This is a genomic window from Neoaquamicrobium sediminum (assembly GCF_013240295.1).
In the GTDB taxonomy this organism is placed as follows: Bacteria; Pseudomonadota; Alphaproteobacteria; order Rhizobiales; family Rhizobiaceae; genus Aerobium; species Aerobium sediminum.
The window spans coordinates 1,852,052-1,872,144 of sequence record NZ_JABETK010000001.1 but is presented as its reverse complement, the minus strand read 5'-3'; the positions used below and the strand labels follow the sequence as shown (position 1 = coordinate 1,872,144).

The 20,093-nt window shown below is 64.7% G+C and carries 14 protein-coding genes and 3 pseudogenes; 8 read left to right on the top strand and 9 right to left on the bottom strand.

Annotated elements, in window-relative coordinates; all coding sequences use genetic code 11:
* Positions 1-70: 70 nt before the first annotated feature.
* Positions 71-724, bottom strand: coding sequence for an LPS assembly lipoprotein LptE (locus HK436_RS09095; protein WP_173189014.1), 654 nt, complete (start codon positions 722-724; stop codon positions 71-73).
* The gene (gene leuS, locus HK436_RS09090; protein ID WP_173189012.1) at positions 711-3,350 is read right to left on the bottom strand and encodes a leucine--tRNA ligase; all 2,640 of its coding nucleotides are present in this window, start codon (positions 3,348-3,350) and stop codon (positions 711-713) included. Before leuS ends, HK436_RS09095 begins: the two co-directional genes overlap by 14 nt.
* A 143-nt stretch (positions 3,351-3,493) precedes the next feature.
* Here leuS and HK436_RS09085 point away from each other — a divergent pair, with 143 nt between their 5' ends.
* Complete coding sequence (locus tag HK436_RS09085; RefSeq protein WP_173189010.1) at positions 3,494-4,156, top strand: YggS family pyridoxal phosphate-dependent enzyme; 663 nt, start codon at positions 3,494-3,496, stop codon at positions 4,154-4,156.
* Positions 4,157-4,168: 12 nt separating this feature from the next.
* Here the strand turns inward: HK436_RS09085 and HK436_RS09080 are convergent, their stop codons facing one another.
* Positions 4,169-5,077, bottom strand: a complete 909-nt coding sequence (locus HK436_RS09080; protein ID WP_173189008.1) for a LysR family transcriptional regulator — start codon at positions 5,075-5,077, stop codon at positions 4,169-4,171.
* 120 nt (positions 5,078-5,197) lie between these two features.
* On the opposite strand from HK436_RS09080, the pseudogene HK436_RS09075 reads away from it, so the two are divergent.
* Positions 5,198-6,393: pseudogene (locus HK436_RS09075) on the top strand (MFS transporter).
* Between the two features lie 38 nt (positions 6,394-6,431).
* Positions 6,432-7,465 (top strand): annotated as a pseudogene (locus HK436_RS09070) (aldo/keto reductase).
* Between the two features lie 24 nt (positions 7,466-7,489).
* On the opposite strand, the gene HK436_RS09065 reads toward HK436_RS09070, so the two are convergent.
* Entirely contained in the window at positions 7,490-7,762 is a 273-nt protein-coding gene (locus tag HK436_RS09065; protein ID WP_173189006.1) for an usg protein, read from the bottom strand.
* Between the two features lie 314 nt (positions 7,763-8,076).
* On the opposite strand from HK436_RS09065, the gene acs reads away from it, so the two are divergent.
* Positions 8,077-10,032, top strand: coding sequence for an acetate--CoA ligase (gene acs, locus HK436_RS09060; protein ID WP_173189004.1), 1,956 nt, complete (start codon positions 8,077-8,079; stop codon positions 10,030-10,032).
* A gap of 277 nt (positions 10,033-10,309) precedes the next feature.
* On the opposite strand, the gene HK436_RS09055 is transcribed toward acs, so the two are convergent.
* The 4 genes from HK436_RS09055 to HK436_RS09040 form a co-directional block, all read right to left on the bottom strand.
* Complete coding sequence (locus HK436_RS09055; RefSeq protein ID WP_173189002.1) at positions 10,310-10,711, bottom strand: vWA domain-containing protein; 402 nt, start codon at positions 10,709-10,711, stop codon at positions 10,310-10,312.
* Positions 10,618-11,697 (bottom strand): hypothetical protein, encoded by a 1,080-nt coding sequence (locus HK436_RS09050; RefSeq protein ID WP_173189001.1) that lies wholly within the window; start codon positions 11,695-11,697, stop codon positions 10,618-10,620. Before HK436_RS09050 ends, HK436_RS09055 begins: the two co-directional genes overlap by 94 nt.
* A 214-nt stretch (positions 11,698-11,911) precedes the next feature.
* Positions 11,912-12,373: a thermonuclease family protein gene (locus HK436_RS09045; protein WP_173188999.1), complete on the bottom strand. Its 462-nt coding sequence runs from the start codon at positions 12,371-12,373 to the stop codon at positions 11,912-11,914.
* 59 nt (positions 12,374-12,432) lie between these two features.
* Positions 12,433-12,654 (bottom strand): DUF1674 domain-containing protein, encoded by a 222-nt coding sequence (locus tag HK436_RS09040; RefSeq protein WP_173188997.1) that lies wholly within the window; start codon positions 12,652-12,654, stop codon positions 12,433-12,435.
* Positions 12,655-12,762: 108 nt separating this feature from the next.
* Here HK436_RS09040 and htpX point away from each other — a divergent pair, with 108 nt between their 5' ends.
* From htpX to purH, 4 genes and pseudogenes are all read left to right on the top strand, one after another.
* On the top strand, positions 12,763-13,785 hold the full coding sequence (gene htpX, locus HK436_RS09035) for a zinc metalloprotease HtpX (RefSeq protein ID WP_173188995.1): 1,023 nt from the start codon (positions 12,763-12,765) through the stop codon (positions 13,783-13,785).
* Positions 13,782-15,161 carry an RsmB/NOP family class I SAM-dependent RNA methyltransferase gene (locus HK436_RS09030; protein WP_173188993.1) on the top strand — a complete coding sequence of 460 codons (1,380 nt, stop codon included), beginning with the start codon at positions 13,782-13,784 and terminating at the stop codon, positions 15,159-15,161. Before htpX ends, HK436_RS09030 begins: the two co-directional genes overlap by 4 nt.
* 150 nt (positions 15,162-15,311) lie before the next feature.
* Positions 15,312-16,805 (top strand): annotated as a pseudogene (locus HK436_RS32955) (heparinase II/III family protein); the annotation flags it as partial.
* A gap of 230 nt (positions 16,806-17,035) precedes the next feature.
* Positions 17,036-18,652 (top strand): bifunctional phosphoribosylaminoimidazolecarboxamide formyltransferase/IMP cyclohydrolase, encoded by a 1,617-nt coding sequence (gene purH, locus HK436_RS09020; protein ID WP_173188991.1) that lies wholly within the window; start codon positions 17,036-17,038, stop codon positions 18,650-18,652.
* Positions 18,653-18,675: 23 nt separating this feature from the next.
* Here purH and HK436_RS09015 read toward each other — a convergent pair whose 3' ends face one another.
* Positions 18,676-20,067, bottom strand: a complete 1,392-nt coding sequence (locus tag HK436_RS09015) for an MFS transporter (protein WP_173188989.1) — start codon at positions 20,065-20,067, stop codon at positions 18,676-18,678.
* Between the last annotated feature and the right edge of the window lie 26 nt (positions 20,068-20,093).

Sequence of the window (20,093 nt, the reverse complement as noted above, 5' to 3'; positions counted from 1 at the left end):
CTCCCACAACCTGAAACGCCATGCATCGGGAAAGGTTCCATCTCGTTTTGAAGCCCGTTCACGGCTGGCCCTACAATTCCTCGGATTCGTCCTGCCCCAGCTTCTGGGCTTCCTCGGGACTCACGGGAACGTCTGCAGGCGCAACCTTGGAGGTGGATTGCTCCAGCTCCTGGGCAAGCGCCAGACGCAGCACTTCGGCGAGCTCGCGCGATGCCCTGTCTTCGGCGTTGCGGACGGCCCTGAGTGCTGCGAATTCCTGCCGCGGAATATCGTATGGCGCCTGAACGGAGCGCGTACCGGCTGAAATACGTTCGCCATTGCTGGAATCGGTTAGCACATACGAGCCCTGAACGGTGACGATGCCCGATGTCGGGTCGAGGTTCACGCGGCTCGTGTTGATCGAACTCGCGCGCGCGTCGGTCACGCGTACGGAAAGCTGCACCTTGTAGGCGGGCGATGCCGGCTGGCCCTTTCCGCCGCCGAGCAGGAAGATGAGATGGTTGCGCACTTCCTGGCCGACGCGGTCGTCCACCGGCGCGATCTCGATCGACTCGAGCCGTGCGGATGCGAAAGCCTGTGGCCCGGTCGCCGAAGTCACGTCGCCATAGAGCGGGCGGACAGTGCAGCCGGCGACAACCGCCAGCCCCAGAACGGAAACCAGGGTTAGAAACCGCTTCCGCAGGCCGGGCGTGCGGTGCGCGTGTCCCAGATCAGATGACGACATTGACGATCCTCTGCGGCACAACGATCACCTTGCGCGGCTGCTTTCCCTCGAGCGCAGCACGCACCACATCCAGCGCAAGCGCTGCTTCCTCGACGGCAGATTGATCCGCGTTTCGCGCGATTGTCAAATCGCCGCGCTTCTTGCCGTTGATCTGAACGGGCAGCACGATTTCGTCGTCGACGACCAGCGCGGGGTCGAATTCCGGCCATGGCTGATTCGCCGCCAGACCCTCGCCGCCCAGCGCCGCCCAGCACTCCTCGGCCAGGTGCGGCATCATCGGCGCGATCATCCGCACCAGCGCCTCGACCGCCTCGCGTAGCGCCGCCTTGGTGGTCGCGTCGGCTGCGCCTGCGCCCGCAACCTGCGGCGACAGTACGTTGACCAGCTCGTAAAGCCGCGCGACCGCCTTATTGAAGCCGAGCTTCTCGATGTCCTCGCCGACAGCCTTCACCGTCTTGTGGACGGCCTTCGAGGTGGGAGCGGCATTGCCCTCCCGCGAGGGCGCAGGCGCCACACCGGCGAGCGCAGGTGCGATCTCGGAAATCAGTCGCCACACGCGCTGCACGAAGCGGTGCGCGCCTTCGACGCCCGCTTCCGTCCAGATCACATCGCGCTCGGGCGGCGAATCCGACAGCATGAACCAGCGCGCCGTATCGGCTCCGTAGCCGGCGATGATGTCGTCCGGATCGACGACATTCTTCTTGGACTTCGACATCTTCTCGATCGGCCCGATCGTGACGTCTTCGCCGGAAGTGATCATGCTGGCGCGCCGCGTCCCATCGGTCTCCTCGACCTTCACCTCCGCCGGCGTCACCCAGGTTCCGTTGGCGCCGCTGCCCAGCCTGTAGGTCTCGTGAACCACCATGCCCTGCGTGAACAGGCCCTGGAACGGCTCCTCCACGCTGTTGAGGTGGCCGGTAACCTTCATCGCCCGCGCGAAGAAGCGCGAATAGAGCAGGTGCAGGATCGCGTGCTCGATGCCGCCGATATACTGGTTGACCGGCAGCCACCCGTTCGGCCCGTCCACATAGGCGAGGTCCGTCGGCTGGGCCTCGTCCCAGGGATCGGTGAAACGCGCAAAATACCAGGACGAGTCGACAAACGTGTCCATCGTATCGGTGTCGCGCCGGGCATCCTTGCCGCAGTTCGGACAGGCGGCATGCTTCCAGGTCGGATGATGGTCGAGCGGATTGCCCGGCTTGTCGAACGAAACGTCGTCCGGCAACCGCACCGGCAACTGGTCGGCGGGAACCGGCACCGCGCCGCAATCGTCGCAGTGGACGACCGGGATGGGACAGCCCCAGTAGCGCTGCCGCGAGATCAGCCAATCGCGCAGGCGGAACTGAACCTTGCGCTCGCCCTGGGGCCGCCCGCCGATGGTCACACCCGACAGGCGTTGCGCGACCTCGTCGAAGGCTTCTGCCGGCTTCATCCCGTCGAGGAAGCGCGAGTTGATCATCACGCCGTCGTCGGTGAAGGCTTCCTCGGTGATCTGGAATGTCGCCGCATCGGCACCTTCCGGCCTCACGACCGGCACCACGGGCAGGCCATATTTGTTGGCGAAATCGAGGTCGCGCTGATCGCCCGAAGGGCAGCCGAAGATCGCCCCGGTGCCGTAATCCATCAGTACGAAATTGGCGACATAGACCGGCAGCGTCCAGCTATCGTCGAACGGATGGACGACTCGGATACCGGTGTTGAAACCCTTCTTCTCGGCGGTCTCGATTTCCGCCGCCGACGTGCCGGAGCGTTTGATCTCCTCGATGAACGAGCCCAGCTTCGGATTGTTCTCGGCCGCCTTCTTCGCCAGCGGATGGTCCGCGGCGATCGCCATGAACGAGGCCCCGAAGATCGTGTCCGGGCGTGTCGTGTAGACTTCCAGTTCGCTCTCGCCTGCGGGCGCGGAGGCAGCGTCCAGCTTCCAACGAATCTGCAGGCCTTCGGAGCCGCCGATCCAGTTGGACTGCATCAGCTTCACCTTCTCGGGCCAGCGCGGCAGCGTCTCAAGCCCGTCGAGCAGCTCCTGCGCCATAGAGGTGATCTTGAAGAACCATTGCGTCAGGTCGCGCTGCTCCACGGGCGCGCCCGAGCGCCAGCCTCGGCCGTCGATCACCTGCTCGTTGGCGAGCACGGTCATGTCGACCGGGTCCCAGTTGACCTTGGCGTTGCGGCGCTCGACCAGACCGGCCTTCCAGAAGTCCAGGAACATCTTCTGCTGATGGCGGTAGTAGGACGGGTCGCAGGTCGCGAACTCGCGCGCCCAATCGAGCGACAGGCCCATCGTCTTCAACTGGCCCTTCATCGTCTCGATGTTGGCGTAGGTCCAGTCGCGCGGATTGACCTTGTTGTCGCGCGCCGCGTTTTCCGCCGGCAGACCGAACGCGTCCCAGCCCATCGGATGCAGCACGTTGAAGCCCCTCGCGCGCTTGTAGCGCGCGACCACGTCGCCCATGGCATAGTTGCGCACGTGGCCCATGTGGATGCGGCCCGAGGGATACGGGAACATCTCGAGCACGTAATACTTCTCGCCCGGCGCGTCGTTCTTCGTCTCGAAGAGCTTCGCATCGTCCCAGGCCTTCTGCCATTTGGGTTCGGATGCGCGGGGATTGTATCGTTCGGTTGCCATGTCCGGAATTTCACCTAAAAGACGCTGGGATTCACACTTGCCAAGTGAAGGTCACTTGAAAGAAGTGCCATGCCTTCACCACGGTTTCCCGGACCCGTCAACCGTGGCGGGCGCGCAGGCAATGAAAACAGCGGATTTGGACCATGAACGAGGCGGTTTCGCGGCTTGAGGCGGTAAAGGCCAACATCATCAGTGCCGAGAAAGAGGCCGGCCGCGCGGCCGGCTCGGTCACGCTCGTCGCCGTCTCCAAGACCTTTGGTGCCGACGACATCCGCCCCGTGATCGAGGCGGGACAACGCGTCTTCGGCGAAAACCGGGTGCAGGAGGCGCAGTCGAAATGGCCGGCGCTGCGCGAAGACCTCCCCGATCTGGAACTGCACCTGATCGGTCCGCTGCAATCCAACAAGACGAAGGAAGCGGTCGCCCTGTTCGATGTCATCGAAACCGTCGATCGCGAGAAGATCGCCGCAGAGCTGGCCAGGGAGATCGACAAGCAGGGCAAGGCGCCGCGCCTCTACGTTCAGGTCAATACCGGGCTCGAAGAGCAGAAGGCGGGGATTGACCCGCGCGAGGCGGTTGCCTTCGTCAAGCGTTGCCGCGACGTCCATGGCCTGGTGATCGAGGGGCTGATGGCGATCCCGCCCTTCGACGAGAATCCGGGACCGCATTTCGCGTTGCTCGAAAAACTCGCGCACGAAGGAGGCGTGGAAAAACTCTCCATAGGCATGTCGGGCGACTACGAGAAGGCGATAGCCTTCGGCGCGACGAGCGTGCGGGTCGGCTCGGCCATCTTCGGCACGCGCTGAAGGCCAACACCTTCACGTCATCCGCACCGTCTCCACGAGAAAATCGAGGAAAGCCCGCACGCGCGCCGGCAGGTGCTTGCCCTGCCCGACATAGACCGCGTGGGTCACTTCATTATCGCCGGGATTGAACGGCTCAAGCAGCGCGACCAGCCGCCCGGCCTCGATGTCCGGTCCGACATGCCAGCGCGCAAGCCGCGCGATGCCGGCCCCGGCAAGCGCCATGTGCCGCATCGCCTCGCCGTCGCTCACCAACGCATTGCCGGAGAGGTTGACCACCATCGTCTCGCCGCCGGCGCCAAGGAACGGCCAGCCGCTGATATGGCGCACGAAACAGAACGCGAGCAGGTTGTGTCTGGCAAGATCGTCCGGCGTTTGTGGCACGCCGCGCTTTTCCAGATAGGAAGGCGCCGCCACCAGCACCATCGGGCTCTGGCCGAGCTTGCGCGCGATCAGGCTTGATTCGCCGAGCGGCCCGGCGCGGATCGCCACGTCGGCGCGCTCCTCCATCAGGTCGATCACATTGTCGGTCAGCACGACGTCGACGCTCACCTCAGGAAAGCGCTCCAGAAAGTGCGGCAGCAGCGGTATCAGCTTGAGCTGGCCGAACGGCACGTAGCTGTTGACGCGCAAGCGCCCGCGCGGTGCGGAACCCGCCGCGGCCTCGTGCTCGGCTAAGTGCATTTCAGCCAGAATACGCGTTGCGCTCTCGTAGAATCCGGCCCCCTCCGGTGTCAGTTGCAGCTTGCGCGTCGAGCGGCTGACGAGACGCGCGCCAAGGCGCGCTTCCAGCCGCGCAATCAGCTTGCTGACGGCCGATGGCGTCATGCGAAGCTGACGGGCAGCGGCGGAAAAGCTGCCCGTTTCCACGACGCGCGCGAACACTTCCATTTCGCCGGAGCGATTGATCTCGGGTCTCGCCATTGTGGAATCTATTTCACAGAAAATATGCCAACGGCAAGGCTGGTTCACAGAGCCTGAGGTCACGATCTTTCAGGTCTCGCGCCCACCGAGGCGCATGACCTGTCTTGAACGGAGCGTCCGATGCCTCTGGCCCTCTATGCACTCACCGCCGGCGCATTCGGCATCGGTGTCACCGAATTCGTCATCATGGGCCTGCTGCTGGAAGTCAGTGCCGATCTCGGCGTGACGATCTCGTCGGCCGGCCTGCTCATTTCCGGCTATGCGCTCGGCGTGGTGGCCGGCGCGCCGTTGCTCGGCGCCTTCACTGGCAAATGGCCGCGCAAGACGCTGCTGATGAGCCTGATGGTGGTCTTCACGCTCGGCAATCTCGCCTGCGCGCTGGCCCCCGACTACTGGTCTCTGATGGCGGCGCGCGTGCTGACCGCCTTTGCGCATGCGTCCTTCTTCGGCGTCGGTTCGGTGGTCGCCACAGGCCTCGTCGCGCCTCACCGGAAGGCGTCGGCGATCGCGATCATGTTCACCGGCCTCACGGTGGCGAATATCCTCGGCGTCCCCTTCGGCACCTGGCTCGGCCAGGCCTATGGCTGGCGCGCGACCTTTTGGGCGGTGACGCTGATCGGCATCGCGGCGCTGGCGGTGATCGCCTTTCTGGTGCCGTCTGACGAGCAAGCGGAGGACGAAGCAGATACCGGCTGCGCACTTGCCGTGCTCGGTCGCGGCCCTGTGCTGCTCGGCCTGCTCACCACGGTTCTGAGCTGGGTCGGCGTCTTCGCTGCCTTCACCTACATCGCGCCGATCCTGACGCAGATCACCGGCTTTTCGGATTCTGCCGTCTCGCCGATCCTGCTCGTCTTCGGTGGCGGCCTCGTGGTGGGCAACCTGCTCGGCGGTCGCCTTGCAGACAGGCGCCTTGTGCCGACCATGCTTGGCAGCCTCGTGGTTCTTTCGGTCGTGCTGTTTGGCATGACCTTCGCGATCCACAACCGCGTGCTTGCCATCATCGCAGTGGGGCTGCTCGGTGCCGCCGCCTTCGCGACCGTCGCGCCGTTGCAGATGTGGGTGCTGGAGAAGGCCGAGGGTGCGGGTCAGGGCCTGGCATCGAGAGCTTCAACATTGCCGCCTTCAACCTCGGCAACGCAATCGGCGCCGGTCTCGGCGGTCTTATCATCGCCCACGGTCCCGGTCTCGGTGCGATCCCTTGGATCGCCGGCCTCGTGCCGCTTGCAGCGCTGCTCGTCGCCCTCGCCGCCCTGCGGCTGCAGCGGCTCGACGCACCTCTCGCACCGGTGCCGGCCTGCCCGGACCCGGCAGAATAAGCCCTCCCCTACAAACGACCCAGCAAGGAGTTCGAACCATGGAATACAGACGTCTCGGAGCCTCCGGCCTCAAGGTGCCGGCCCTCAGCTTTGGCGCGGGCACCTTCGGTGGCGCCGGCCCGCTGTTCGGCGCCTGGGGCAACACCGACGCCACCGAAGCGCGCCGACTTGTCGAAATCTGCCTCGAAGCGGGCGTGAACCTCTTCGATACGGCCGATGTCTACTCGAACGGAGCCTCCGAGGAGGTGCTTGGCACAGCTCTCAAGGGATTGCGCGACGGCGTGCTGATCTCGACCAAGATGTCGCTGCCGATGGGCGATGGCCCCAACGACGGCGGTTCGTCGCGGTCAAAGCTGATCAAGGGCGTCGAGGACGCATTGCGCCGGCTCGGCACCGACCGGATCGACATCTTCCAGCTTCATGCCTTCGATGCGGGCACGCCCGTCGAGGAAGTCCTGTCGACGCTGGACACCCTGGTTCGCACCGGCAAGCTCCGCTACGTCGGCGTTTCCAACTTCTCCGGATGGCAGATCATGAAGGCGCTGGCCGCCGCCGACCGGCATGGCTGGCCGCGTTACGTGGCTCACCAGGTCTATTATTCCCTGGTCGGCCGCGACTATGAGTGGGATCTCATGCCGCTTGGCCGGGACGAGGGCGTCGGCGCGCTCGTCTGGAGCCCGCTCGGATGGGGCCGCCTGACCGGCAAGATCAGGCGCGGCCAGCCTCTGCCGGAAGGCAGCAGGCTGCATGATACGGCAAGCTTCGGCCCGCCCGTCGAGGACGAGCATCTCTTCCGGTCGTCGACGCGCTGGAAGAGGTGGCTGGCGAGGCGGGCAAGACCGTTCCGCAGGTGGCGATCAACTGGCTGTTGCAACGCCCGACCGTTTCGTCGGTCATCATCGGCGCGCGCAACGAGGAGCAGCTCAGGCAGAACCTCGGCGCGGTCGGCTGGTCGCTGACGCCGGAGCAGGTCGCAAGGTTGGACGACGCCAGCGAGGTCACCGCCCCCTACCCGCATTTCCCCTACTGGCGCCAGGAGGGCTTCGCCCGCCTCAATCCGCCCGCGGTCTAAAACAAGCGCCCAGAGCGTCGCCGGTCAGTGCAGTTGCAACTCGCCGGCGACGTTGCGCCATTCGTTCGGCGCAATCAGCTTTCGGTGGGTGTAGGCCACCGAATGCAGCGCGCCCTCGATCTTTTCCTGCCAGAAGTCGATGAAACGGTAGAGGGCGGGAAATTTGGGCGCGACGTCGTAGTGCTGCCAGATGAAGATTTGCAGCAGGCCCGGATGATCGGGCATGTGATAGAGGATCTGTGCCGTCGTCAGCCCGTACCCCTTGAGCATCAGTTCCATTTCCCCATTTTCGGACATGATGGATCTCCCGTTGCCGTTGTCTCCTCCAGGATCGGAGTGTGCCGGGAAATCGATGAGCCGTCTATCGGACTATAATCACTTCACAACAGTTTTATGATGCGATTCCAATGGCTTGGCAGCAATTGAACTCGAGTGCTGACAGGTCCGCCGCAAGTGCCGTGGGCACAGGTGCTGCTGACCATACACCCTGACCACAAGGTCTAATGTTGTGGCCCGGCGCGAATTGGTAATAATGCGCCGCGAATGGCGACCATCCTTCGCCTGCCGGCCCGCGCACGTGGGAAGGCTGAACAATCCGGGGAGAGAGATTCATGTCCGAAGTCAAGCTTCATCGCGTCCAGCCAGCGTGGAAGAAAGGCGCGCTGATCGATAACGACACCTATCTGAAATGGTATCGGGACAGCGTGAAGAACCCGGAGAAGTTCTGGGGCAAGCATGGCAAGCGCATCGACTGGTTCAAGCCCTATACGAAGGTCAAGAACACCTCGTTTTCCGGCAAGGTCTCGATCAAGTGGTTTGAGGACGGCCAGACCAACGTCGCCTACAACTGCATCGACCGCCACCTGAAGAAGCGCGGCGATCAGGTCGCGATCATCTGGGAAGGCGACAACCCCTACGACGACAAGAAGATCACCTATAACGAGCTCTACGAGCACGTCTGCCGGCTGGCCAATGTGATGAAGAAGCACGGCGTCAAGAAGGGCGACCGCGTCACCATCTACATGCCGATGATCCCCGAGGCGACATACGCGATGCTCGCCTGCGCCCGCATCGGCGCGGTGCATTCGGTCGTTTTCGGCGGCTTCTCGCCCGACGCGCTGGCAGGCCGCATCGTCGATTGCGAATCGACCTTCGTCATCACCGCCGACGAGGGCCTGCGCGGCGGTCGCGGCATTCCGCTCAAGGAAAACACCGACAAGGCGATCGACATCGCCGCCAGAAACCATGTCATGGTCAAGAACGTGCTGGTGGTGCGGCGCACGGGCGGCAAGGTCGGCTGGGCCGACGGCCGCGACCTCTGGTATCACGACGAGGTGCGCACGGTTAAGGCTGAGTGCAAGCCCGAGAAGATGAAGGCGGAAGACCCGCTGTTCATCCTCTACACCTCCGGCTCGACCGGCAAGCCGAAGGGCGTGCTGCACACCACCGGCGGCTATCTCGTCTATGCCTCGATGACGCACCAATACGTCTTCGACTATCATGACGGGGACATCTACTGGTGTACGGCCGACGTCGGCTGGGTCACCGGTCACTCCTACATCGTCTACGGGCCGCTCGCCAACGGTGCGACGACGCTGATGTTCGAGGGTGTGCCCAACTATCCCACCGCCGGCCGCTTCTGGGAGGTGGTCGACAAGCACAAGGTCAACATCTTCTACACCGCCCCAACGGCCATCCGCGCGCTGATGGGCGCTGGCGACGACCATGTGAAAAAATCATCGCGCAAGACGCTGAAGGTGCTGGGCTCGGTCGGCGAGCCGATCAACCCGGAAGCCTGGGAATGGTATTTCAACGTCGTCGGCGAAAAGAAGGTACCCATCGTCGACACATGGTGGCAGACCGAGACCGGCGGCATCCTGATCACGCCGCTTCCCGGCGCGACCGACCTCAAGGCAGGCTCGGCGACGCGGCCTTTCTTCGGGGTCCAGCCGCAGCTCGTCGACAATGACGGCAACGTGCTCGAGGGCGCTGCCGACGGCAATCTCTGCATCGTCGATTCCTGGCCCGGCCAGATGCGCACGGTTTATGGCGACCATGACCGTTTCATCCAGACCTACTTCGCCACCTACAAGGGCAAGTATTTCACCGGCGATGGTTGCCGGCGCGACGCGGACGGATACTACTGGATCACCGGCCGCGTCGACGACGTGCTCAATGTGTCGGGCCACCGCATGGGCACGGCCGAGGTGGAATCGGCACTGGTCAGCCACGACAAGGTCTCCGAGGCCGCCGTCGTCGGCTATCCGCACGACATCAAGGGCCAGGGCATCTACTGCTACGTCACCCTGATGGCCGGCGAGGAAGGCTCCGACGCGTTGCGCAAGGAACTGGTCGCCCATGTGCGCAAGGAGATCGGCCCGATCGCCTCACCTGACCTGATCCAGTTCTCACCCGGCCTGCCCAAGACCCGCTCCGGCAAGATCATGCGGCGCATTCTGCGCAAGATCGCCGAGGACGATTTCGGCGCGCTGGGCGACACTTCGACGCTCGCCGATCCCGGTGTGGTGGACGATCTGGTCGAGAACCGACAAAACAAGAAGAAGTGACGTCGCGTAAGCGCGGACTTGCGAAAACGTCCTGACTGTCCCACATTGGGCATGTGTTCAACGAACTGAAAGGAGGTGATCCAATGTCGAGTGATTCCATGTTCCGTAGCGTGGTCCCGGCGGATCGTCCTTTCGGGAAGCAGTCTTCCTGACAGGCGCGTGAAGCGCGGCCGGCGACCTGAGCTTCGGCAACGGTTGCAGCCACGGGTCGCGCCACGGAACGGAAACACGAGGGCCGCTCGAAAGAGCGGCCCTTTTTCTTGCCGTTTGCGTTTTCTTACTTTGTCAGAGCCAGGCTCTCGATGTTCCTGACGATAGCCTTGAAAGCCTGATCGAGTTCTGAACCCGACGACGTGTCGTAGAAGAAGGTAACACCGCTGGTTGCGGGCGAGGCGCAATCCTTCATCAGGTCCCTCGCCGACGCGTTCGGCAGTTTGAAGCCGATGGTAAATATCTTGATGCCGGCGGCGCGCATGTTCGTGCAAAGCTGCTTTGCATGCGGGATCGAGCGCGTCGCGGCAGCATTGCCATAGGCAAGATTGGCGGTCGTCGCTCCGGCGAAGTTCAGGTTGAACTCGCCATCGGTCATGAGGATGGCGAACTTGCCGACCTCCTCCTCGTCATAGGGGCCGGCAGCCGCGCTGGCGGGGACGACATCCTTCCATTTGTCGGAGAGCATGTACCAGGCCCACTGAATGCCGACATGCCCCCGGTGCCGCCGTCGGCAACGAAGTTATTGATGGTGTCGGTCAGGGTTTTCTTGTTGGCAGTCAGCGGAACCAGGGCCGCCGCTGGGCAGCGTACGCTTTTCGTATACCCCGCATCGCCGTCTGCGAACTCTGTCAGGAAATAATCCCTGTTGGCCATCGCCACATTCGGACCCTTGTCCGTGTAGATTTCGGCACCTCTTCGCTCGGTCGAGCAGTTGTCCGGACGCAGGAGCGCGGAGACGAGGTTGAGGAGGTTGGTGTTGGGAACGCTCCTGCCGCGATCCGACTTGCTCTTTTCGACATAGACGGACTTGTAGGCGATGGACGAACCGACATTGACGGAGTTTGAGTAGGGCACGAGTGCGATGCGCACGCGGTCATCTAGGTTCTTGCCACCCAGCAGCAGGTTGACCGCATTCGTTGCCGCCTTCTGGAGGTCACCCAGCTTGTCGTCCGATCCGGCCTTTTTCATGGAGCCTGTCAAGTCGAGCGCCATTGCAATCTCGATCTTACGATCGGAGTAGATCGCTGCGGATTCGGCAGTAATCTTCTGATGGTTTGCCGTCCCGAACAGGGCGAAGGCAAGGTCGAGTTCCACGCTTGCCTTTGCTTCCACCGTCCGGGCCACAGGATCGATAACGATGCTGTCGAGCGTCAAACGGCCTTCTTCGGCATAGGCGCGCTGCCCGTTGGCCAGCAGGAAGGCCTCCACCACGCCCCGCGCCTCATCCTTGGTGATGACGCCCGTCGTCAGGTCGCGGGCCGTGGACGTCACCGCCGAGTCCAGCGCCGCGAGCAGGTTCGACTTCGTAATCGATATCTGCGCAACGTTGAGGCCGTAGCCCGATGCCAGCACCAGCAGCGGTGCCGTCACAGCCATCATCAAACCGAAATTGCCGCGGCGATTGCGCCTGAAGCGCGCTCCGAGCCGCCCGAAACCCCCGACCTTCCGCATCGCCTGTCTCCATTCACAACAAGTGACATCGTTCGCCACCGCCCTGCATCCCATGGGCCGGTGCGGGCGAAATCACGGTCGATAAGGCGCGAAATACGTTAAGGTCATGTTTTTTACCGGCTGAAGCTGTTGGTGTGGTTGGTGACAGGTTAACGTTTTGAGACAAAAGAAACCGCCTCGTCGGCAATCCGGAATCCATGTGTTTCATTTCAGATCAACTTGCGCCGCTGGCATCGCGATTGCCGCAAAATGGCACATGACGCCCATTCCCGTAATGACGCACCAAACCTTTGGTAATCAGGGCTTCCGCGATCGAGGGGCCTGCCGCGATTGCCGCATCGGCCAGGACCCTGCCGTAATATTTGCCGCCGCCGACATGCGAGAGCACCACCTGCCGCCCCTCAATCAGCCGCTCAAGTGCGGCCTTCGCCTGCATGGCCGCTCGCTTTTCCGCGCGGCAGCGGCTGCGCAGCTCAGGCGCGTCTATGCCTCGGATACGCACGGCAACCCGTACCCTGTGCCCCGGCCACACAAGCGCTTCTGCCTCGAAGGTGTCTCCGTCGATAACACGCAGCACGCGTGCGTTGACCGGCCCGTCCACGAGTTCGGAAGCTGACGCTGGGAGCAACCAGAAAACACAAATGGCTATCGATATGAGCCGCGCATAGGTCATCATAGGATCATATTCCTATCATGATCTGTGCGCAAGCACCCCTGCTAGGTTGTTACCCGAGCCTAGAAGTCGCTGGCCATGCCCTTGACCTCCCAGTCGCCGTAGCGGGCGGGATCGAGCCCGTCGCGTCCACCGAGCTCCTTCGGTCTTTCGGCTTCGCGCTTCAGTGACTGCGCGCGGCGGGCCTCTGCCTCGGCGAGCGCCCGACGGGCGGCATCGCTCAGCGGCCTGGGCGCGGTTTCGTCCCGGGTTTCCGATGGTTCGGTCACGGGCGCGTCACGCATGCGGCTTTCCCTCGAAACATTGAATTTCCTTTGATCGCTGCCCATCATATAGACGGTTCGCCGGGCGGGATCGACCCGGGACGACCAGTTTCGGAAACGGAGTTCTGCATGAACGTGATCCGCACAGCGATGCTCCTTGCCCTGATGACGGCGCTCTTCATGGGCATCGGCTACATGATCGGCGGCTCGGGCGGCATGATGATCGCGTTCGTCATCGCTGCCGGCATGAACCTGTTCAGCTACTGGAACGCCGACAAGATGGTCTTGCGGATGCACCACGCGGTCGAGGTCGACGAGCGGAACGCACCCGAATATTACGGCATCGTGCGTGAGCTGGCCGCACGCGCCGAATTGCCGATGCCGAAGGTCTACCTGATCGACAACGCGCAGCCCAACGCCTTTGCCACCGGCCGCAATCCGCAGAACGCGGCGGTGGCCGCCACCACCGGCCTGCTGCAGCGGTTGAGCCGCGAGGAAGTGGCCGGCGTCATGGCGCACGAGTTGGCGCACGTGCAGAACCGCGACACGCTGACCATGACGATAACGGCAACGCTGGCCGGCGCCATCTCGATGCTTGGCAACTTCGCCTTCTTCATGGGCGGCAGCCGCGACAATAACAATCCGTTCGGCATTATCGGCGTGCTGCTGGCGATCATCGTGGCGCCGATTGCCGCGATGATCGTGCAGATGGCGATCAGCCGCACGCGTGAATACGCCGCCGACAGGCGCGGCGCCGAAATCTGCGGACAGCCGATATGGCTGGCCTCCGCGCTCGACAAGATCGCCCGCAACGCCAAGGCGATCCACAACCAAGACGCCGAGCGCAATCCGGCGACGGCCCACATGTTCATCATCAATCCGCTCTCGGGCGAACGGATGGACAATCTCTTCTCGACCCACCCGAATACCGAGAACCGTATCGCCGCGCTGCGCGCGATGGCCCAGGAGTTCGGTGGCGGCGGCCAGCCGGCAAAACCTGCCCAGGAGCAGCCGCGGCCGACGCGCGATGAAACCCGGGCCGGCCCATGGGGTGGCAGGCCTACGCCGGCACCGCCGCCTGCCGCGCCTGAAAAACCGCAGTCAAATCCGTGGGGCCGCAATCCGACGGGCCCGCGGAGCCGCAGGTCGTGACGGATGGTCGTCGCCGCGCTCACGGCGGCCCCGCCCGCAAGCCAGACCCCTTCGCCGACACGCCCGGTCTTGCTTCGCGCAAGGCGGCTGCCCGCCTGCTGGCGGCGATTGTCGACGCGCGGACTTCGCTCGACGGACTGACGGATCACGAGAACGGCCATCCGCAATTCCTGGCGCTCGACATGCACGACCGCGCACTGGTCCGTGCGATCCTGACGACGGCTCTGCGCTTCCGTGGCACCATCCAGGGCCTGATCGACGCGCGCCTCGACCGGCCGCTGCCGGCCAACGCGCATGCGCTTTCGCACGTGCTTCACGTCGCAGCCGCCCAGATGCTGTTTCTCGACGTCCCGGATTCGGCCGCCGTCGACATCGCCGTCACGCGGGCGAAGTCCGATCCTCGCACCAGCCGCTTCGCGGCGCTCGTCAACGGCGTGCTGCGCGAGATCGCCCGGCGCAAGGAGCGCGCGCTGCCGGCAGCCCTGGCCAAGGCAGTCGACGCGCCGGAATGGTTCGTCGAGCGGCTGGAAAACGCCTATGGTAAGACGCAGGCGGCAGCGATCCTCGCCGCCCACCGGATCGAGGCCCCAATCGACCTCACCGTCAAGTCGAACCCCCAGGATTGGGCGGAGCGGTTGGGCGGCACCGTCCTGCCGACAGGCGGCGTGCGGCTTGGGACGGTCGAGGGCCCTATCACCGAGCTTCCCGGCTTTGCCGAAGGCGAATGGTGGGTCCAGGACGCCGCAGCCGCCATCCCCGCGCAGCTTCTTGGCGACATCGCCGGCCTTCGGGTCGCAGATTTGTGCGCCGCGCCTGGCGGCAAGACCGCGCAGCTCGCGCTCGCCGGCGCCAGCGTGACCGCGCTTGAAATCTCGGCCAACCGCGCGCGCCGTCTGTCGGCCAATCTGGAGCGGCTAGGGCTCGAGGCAGAGATCGTCGTTTCGGACCTCTTCGTATTCGAGCCCGCGACCGCGTTCGATGCCGTGCTGCTGGATGCGCCCTGCTCTTCGACCGGTACGGTTCGCCGCCATCCCGACGTGCCATGGACCAAAGGGCCCGAGGATGTGGCAAAACTGGCCGCGCTGCAGGCGCGTATGCTCGCGCGCGCGGTGGAAATGGTGAAGCCAGGCGGGCTTATCGTCTTTTCGAACTGCTCGCTCGACCCGGTGGAAGGCGAGGCGCTCTTTCGAGACTTCGTTGCAACGCACCCGGACACCGTGCCCGAACCCGTGAAGCCCGGCGAATTTGGCTTTGCCGACCCGTTTCTAGGCGATGATGGAACCGTGCGCACGACGCCGGCCGGTCTCGATCTCGGCGAGCCGGCCCTGTCAGGCCTAGACGGCTTTTTCGCAGCGCGCCTGCGCCGTCGCGGGTGATCTCCAAGAGAATTTCAGCCTTCGCATAAATTCTTGAATCATCTAGTGTATTGGCAACTTCGGCGGTCCGGGGCTGCGATTCGGAGGTTGGACAACTTGGCGGTTGCGAGGGGTAATTCCCCGCAAATATGGGCACTTGTCGCATCGACGATGTGGCGAAGGCTGCGCGGCAGGTTGCGCGTCGGCCCGGTTTACCGATGGCGGTTCACCGGCCGCACGCCTGAGCGCGTGCTGATCGCTCCGCCGGACCTGCGGCTCGCCGACCCGCAGATCGCCCACGAGATCTATCACGGTCGCTTCCCGTTCGCGGGCTACATGGTCGAAACGGACGGAGCATCGCCCTTCGCCGTCGAAATACCGAGCGCCGCCTGGCTTGCCTCGCTGCACGGCTTTCGCTGGCTGCGCCACATGCGCGCTGCCGAAACGGAACTTGCGGCCGCCAATGCCCGCGCTCTGGTGAGCGACTGGATCGCCCTGCACGGCCGTCGGATCGGTGGTGTCGCGTGGACCCCCGCCATCACCGCCCGCCGCGTGATCGCATGGCTGCAGCATTCCGCGGTCGTTCTGCAGGGTGCGGAGTTTCCGTTCTATCGCGCCTTCCTCAAGTCGCTTGCCGTCCAGATCCGCTATCTGCGCGCAACCGCGCCGGAAATGCCGGACGGAGAGGACAAGCTGCGCGCCCGCATCGCGCTTGCCTTCGCGGCCCTCTCGCTGCCTGCCCCGCCTTCGGCCCTGCGCAATGCGTCGCGCCTGCTGTCAGCCGAACTGGAGCGGCAGATCCTGCCGGACGGCGGGCACATCTCGCGCAATCCGGAAGCCATCCTCGAATTGCTGGCGGACTTGCTGCCACTGCGCCAGACCTATTCCAATCAGGCCGAGGCGCCGCCCGAAGCGTTGATTGGCGCGGTCGAACGCATGCTGCCGGCTTTGCGCTTCTATCGTCACCAGGACGGCACGCTCGCGCGCTTCAACGGCATGGGCGCCACCAGTCACGACCGGGTCGCGGCGATCCTCCACCACGACGATACCGCCGGCGCGCCGCTGCTGCACGCGCCCTATTCAGGCTACGAGCGGCTTTCGATGGGCGGGGTGACGGTCATCGCGGACACGGGTATGCCGCCGCCGGCGGAGGTGTCGCATGCCGCGCAGGCGGGATGCCTGTCCTTCGAGCTGTCGTCCGGCAGGAGCCATTTCGTCGTCAATTGCGGTGTCGACACCTACGGATCCGACGATTTCAGGCCGCTGGCGCGCTCAACGGCGGCCCACTCCACCGCGACGCTCAACGATACGTCTTCCGCGCGCTTCGCGTTGACCCAGGGGTTTGCAGGCATCATCGGCGCGCCGTTGCTTTCGGGGCCACGCTCCGTCCCGTGCAAACGCATGGATTCGGCGGGCATACAGTCTTTCGTCGCGCGCCACGACGCCTATGTCGCCCGCTTCGGCCTCTATCACGAGCGCGAGGTCGCGCTGAGTGCGGGCGGCGAAGTGCTGGAGGGTATCGACCGCATATTCCGACGGGGGTGTGAGGTCGCAAGGGCCGACGGCCGCGACCGGACTGTCGTGCGGTTTCACCTTCACCCCGACGTCGCGCTGTTCGAGAACAAGCGCAGCGAGCTGGTGCTTGCCACCCCGGCAACGAGGAACGTTGGGAATTCTCCTGCGAGGAACTTGCGCCGGAGGTGGAGGAATCGCTGTTTTTCGCCGGCCTCGGCGGCCCGCGCCGCAGCCGCCAGATCGTGCTGGCCTACAACGCCTCGGAACACCCGGAAATCCACTGGCGCTTCCTGCGCATCTGACGTCCGGTCATTTGCATTCCAGCCCCGCTGTGCTACGGCCCGCCGATCCCCACAGCCGCAAGATGGAGCCTGCCGCTTATGGCCGTCGCCTCGAAGAACATTCCCGCTCCCGATCTCGTCAAGGCGCGCCGCGCGCTGCTTTCCGTGTCCGACAAGACCGGGCTGGTCGATCTCGCCCGGACGCTCGTTGAAGCTGGCATCGAGCTGGTCTCGACCGGCGGCACGGCAAAGGCGATCGCCGGGGCGGGCATCGCGGTGAAGGACGTATCAGACATCACCGGCTTCCCCGAGATCATGGACGGCCGCGTCAAGACCCTGCATCCATCCGTTCATGGCGGCCTTCTCGCGATCCGCGACGATGCGGAGCACGCAGCGGCAATGCGGGAGCACGGCATCGGGCCGATCGACATCGCCGTCATCAATCTCTACCCGTTCGAGGAAGTCCGTGCAGCCGGCGGCGACTACGCATCGATCGTCGAGAACATAGACATCGGCGGCCCGGCCATGGTGCGGGCATCCGCCAAGAACCACGCCTATGTGGCGATCGTCACAGACCCCGCCGACTACGCGCTTCTGACGGAGATGCTGGCCGCGAATGACGGCGCCACGCCCTACCGCTTCCGTCAGGAACTGGCGGCGAAGGCCTATGCGCGCACAGCCGCCTATGACGCGGCGATCTCGGGCTGGTTCGCGGAAGCGCTCGACATCGAGGCTCCGGCCTGGCGCGCCTTCGGCGGAAAGCTTGAAACCGTCATGCGCTACGGCGAGAACCCGCACCAGAAGGCCGGTTTCTACGTCAACGGCGACAAGCGACCCGGCGTTGCCACCGCCCGCCAGCTCCAGGGCAAGCAGCTTTCCTACAACAACGTCAACGACACCGACGCGGCCTTCGAGCTCGTCGCCGAGTTCGACCCGGCGCGCACCGCCGCCGTGGCGATCATCAAGCACGCCAACCCCTGCGGCGTCGCCGAGGGCGATAGCCTGCGCGAGGCCTATCTCGCGGCGCTTGCCTGCGACCCGGTCTCCGCGTTCGGCGGCATCGTCGCGCTCAATAGCCTGCTTGACGCGGAAGCAGCGGAGGAGATCGTGAAGACCTTCACTGAGGTGATCATCGCGCCCGAGGCATCGCCCGAAGCCACCGCAATCGTCGCGGCCAAGAAGAACCTGCGGCTGCTGGTGACCGACGGCCTGCCGGACCCGCGCGCCGCCGGCATCATGGCGAAGTCGGTCGCAGGCGGCCTCCTGGTGCAATCACGCGACAATGCCGTGGTCGATGACCTCGACCTCAAGGTGGTGACGAAGCGCGCGCCGTCAGATGCCGAGATGGTCGACCTGCGCTTCGCCTTCCGCGTGGCCAAGCACGTCAAGTCCAACGCCATCGTCTACGCGCGGGGCGGCGCAACCGTCGGCATCGGCGCAGGCCAGATGAGCCGCGTGGACTCCTCGCGCATTGCCGCCCGCAAGGCGCTGGATGCAGCGGAAGCTGCCGGGGCCGGCGAGCCGCTGACGAAAGGCTCGGTGGTCGCCTCCGACGCCTTCTTCCCGTTTGCCGACGGACTGCTCGCAGCCGTCGAGGCAGGCGCTACTGCGGTCATCCAGCCCGGTGGCTCGATGCGCGACGACGAGGTCATCGCGGCGGCCGACGAGCATGGCATCGCCATGGTCTTCACCGGAGTGCGCCACTTCCGGCATTGAGGCTGTCGAACGCCCCCTCCACCTCAGGGCCCTGCCACCTCATATTGCCGGCTCTTGACCATCGGCAGCAGCACCAGCCCGATCATGAACAGTACGATGATCGGCGTGACGCCCAGCCGCTGTGCCTCCTGGGTCGATAGCCCGAAAGCTTCCTGCGCGAAGAAGGCGGTGGCGAACGCGATCGCCAGCGGGCCGATGAAGGTGGTGGCCTTGCCCGACAGCGCGTAGAGGCCGAACGCCTCTGTCACCTTGTCGCGGTCCACCTGGTCGACCAGCAGCGTGCGCGAAGCGGCCTGGATTGCACCGCCGGCCGCGCCGATCAGCGCCCCGGCGACATAGAAGGTGATGTCCGGCAGGCCGCTACCGCCGGCGGCCTCGGCAACCGTGATGAAGAGCACCTGCGTCTGCGTGGTCGAAATGACGAGCAGGCAGCAGAAGGTGAGGATCAGGATCGACCAGCTCACCACGACCTTGGGGCCGTAGCGCTGGTCGGCGCGGCCGCCAAGCCAGGCGCCGGCCGCCCCCGTGATGTTGGCGAGGATGCCGAAGATGCCGATCTGGATGATCGACCAGCCGAGCACGCCCGCCGCATAGATGCCGCCGAAGGCATAGAGCGCATTGAGCGCGTCACGGTAGAACATGCTCGACATCAGGAAGCTGAAATAGCTGCGCTCGCCCGGCAGCCGCCGCAGCGTCTTGCCGAGTTGCGAAAGCCCTTCCTTGACCGCACCGGAGACCGAAGGCTTGCGCTTCACATCGGGCGTAAACAGGAACATCGGCAGCACGAACACCACGTACCACAGCGCCGTCAGCGGGCCTGAAGACCGGTCCCCCTCCCGCATGGCCGGATCGAGCCCGAACAGCGGCTCGAAGCCCAGCAGCGTGCGGCCCGTTTCCGGCGATGCGGAGAGGAAGCCGAGCACGAGGACGAGCGTGATGAGACCGCCAAGATAGCCGAGCCCCCATGCCGAGCCCGAAAGCCGGCCGAGCTCGGAGCGGGGCACCAGCGTCGGCATCATCGCGTTGTTGAAGACGGCTGCGAACTCCATACCGAACACCGCCAGCGCGATCGCCAGGAGCACGAATGTCAGGTTCTCCATGCCGGGCACAGCGAACCACAGCGCCCAGCAGCCGATCACGCCAAGAATCGAGAACGCGAATATCCATGGCTTGCGCGGGCCGCTGGCGTCCGCAATCGCGCCGAGCACCGGCGACGACAGCGCGATCAGCAGGCCGCCTATGCCGGTGGCATACCCCCAGAGTTCCTGCCCGCGCGCGGCGTCGGGCGCCACGGCGGCTGCGAAATAGGGGGCGAAGACGAAGGTGATGATGAGCGTGTGGAAAGGCTGCTGCGCCCAGTCGAACAGCATCCAGCCCCAGATTCCGCGCTTCGGCGCGCGCGTTTCCTCGACCATCACCCCTCCCGATATCCTGACGGACA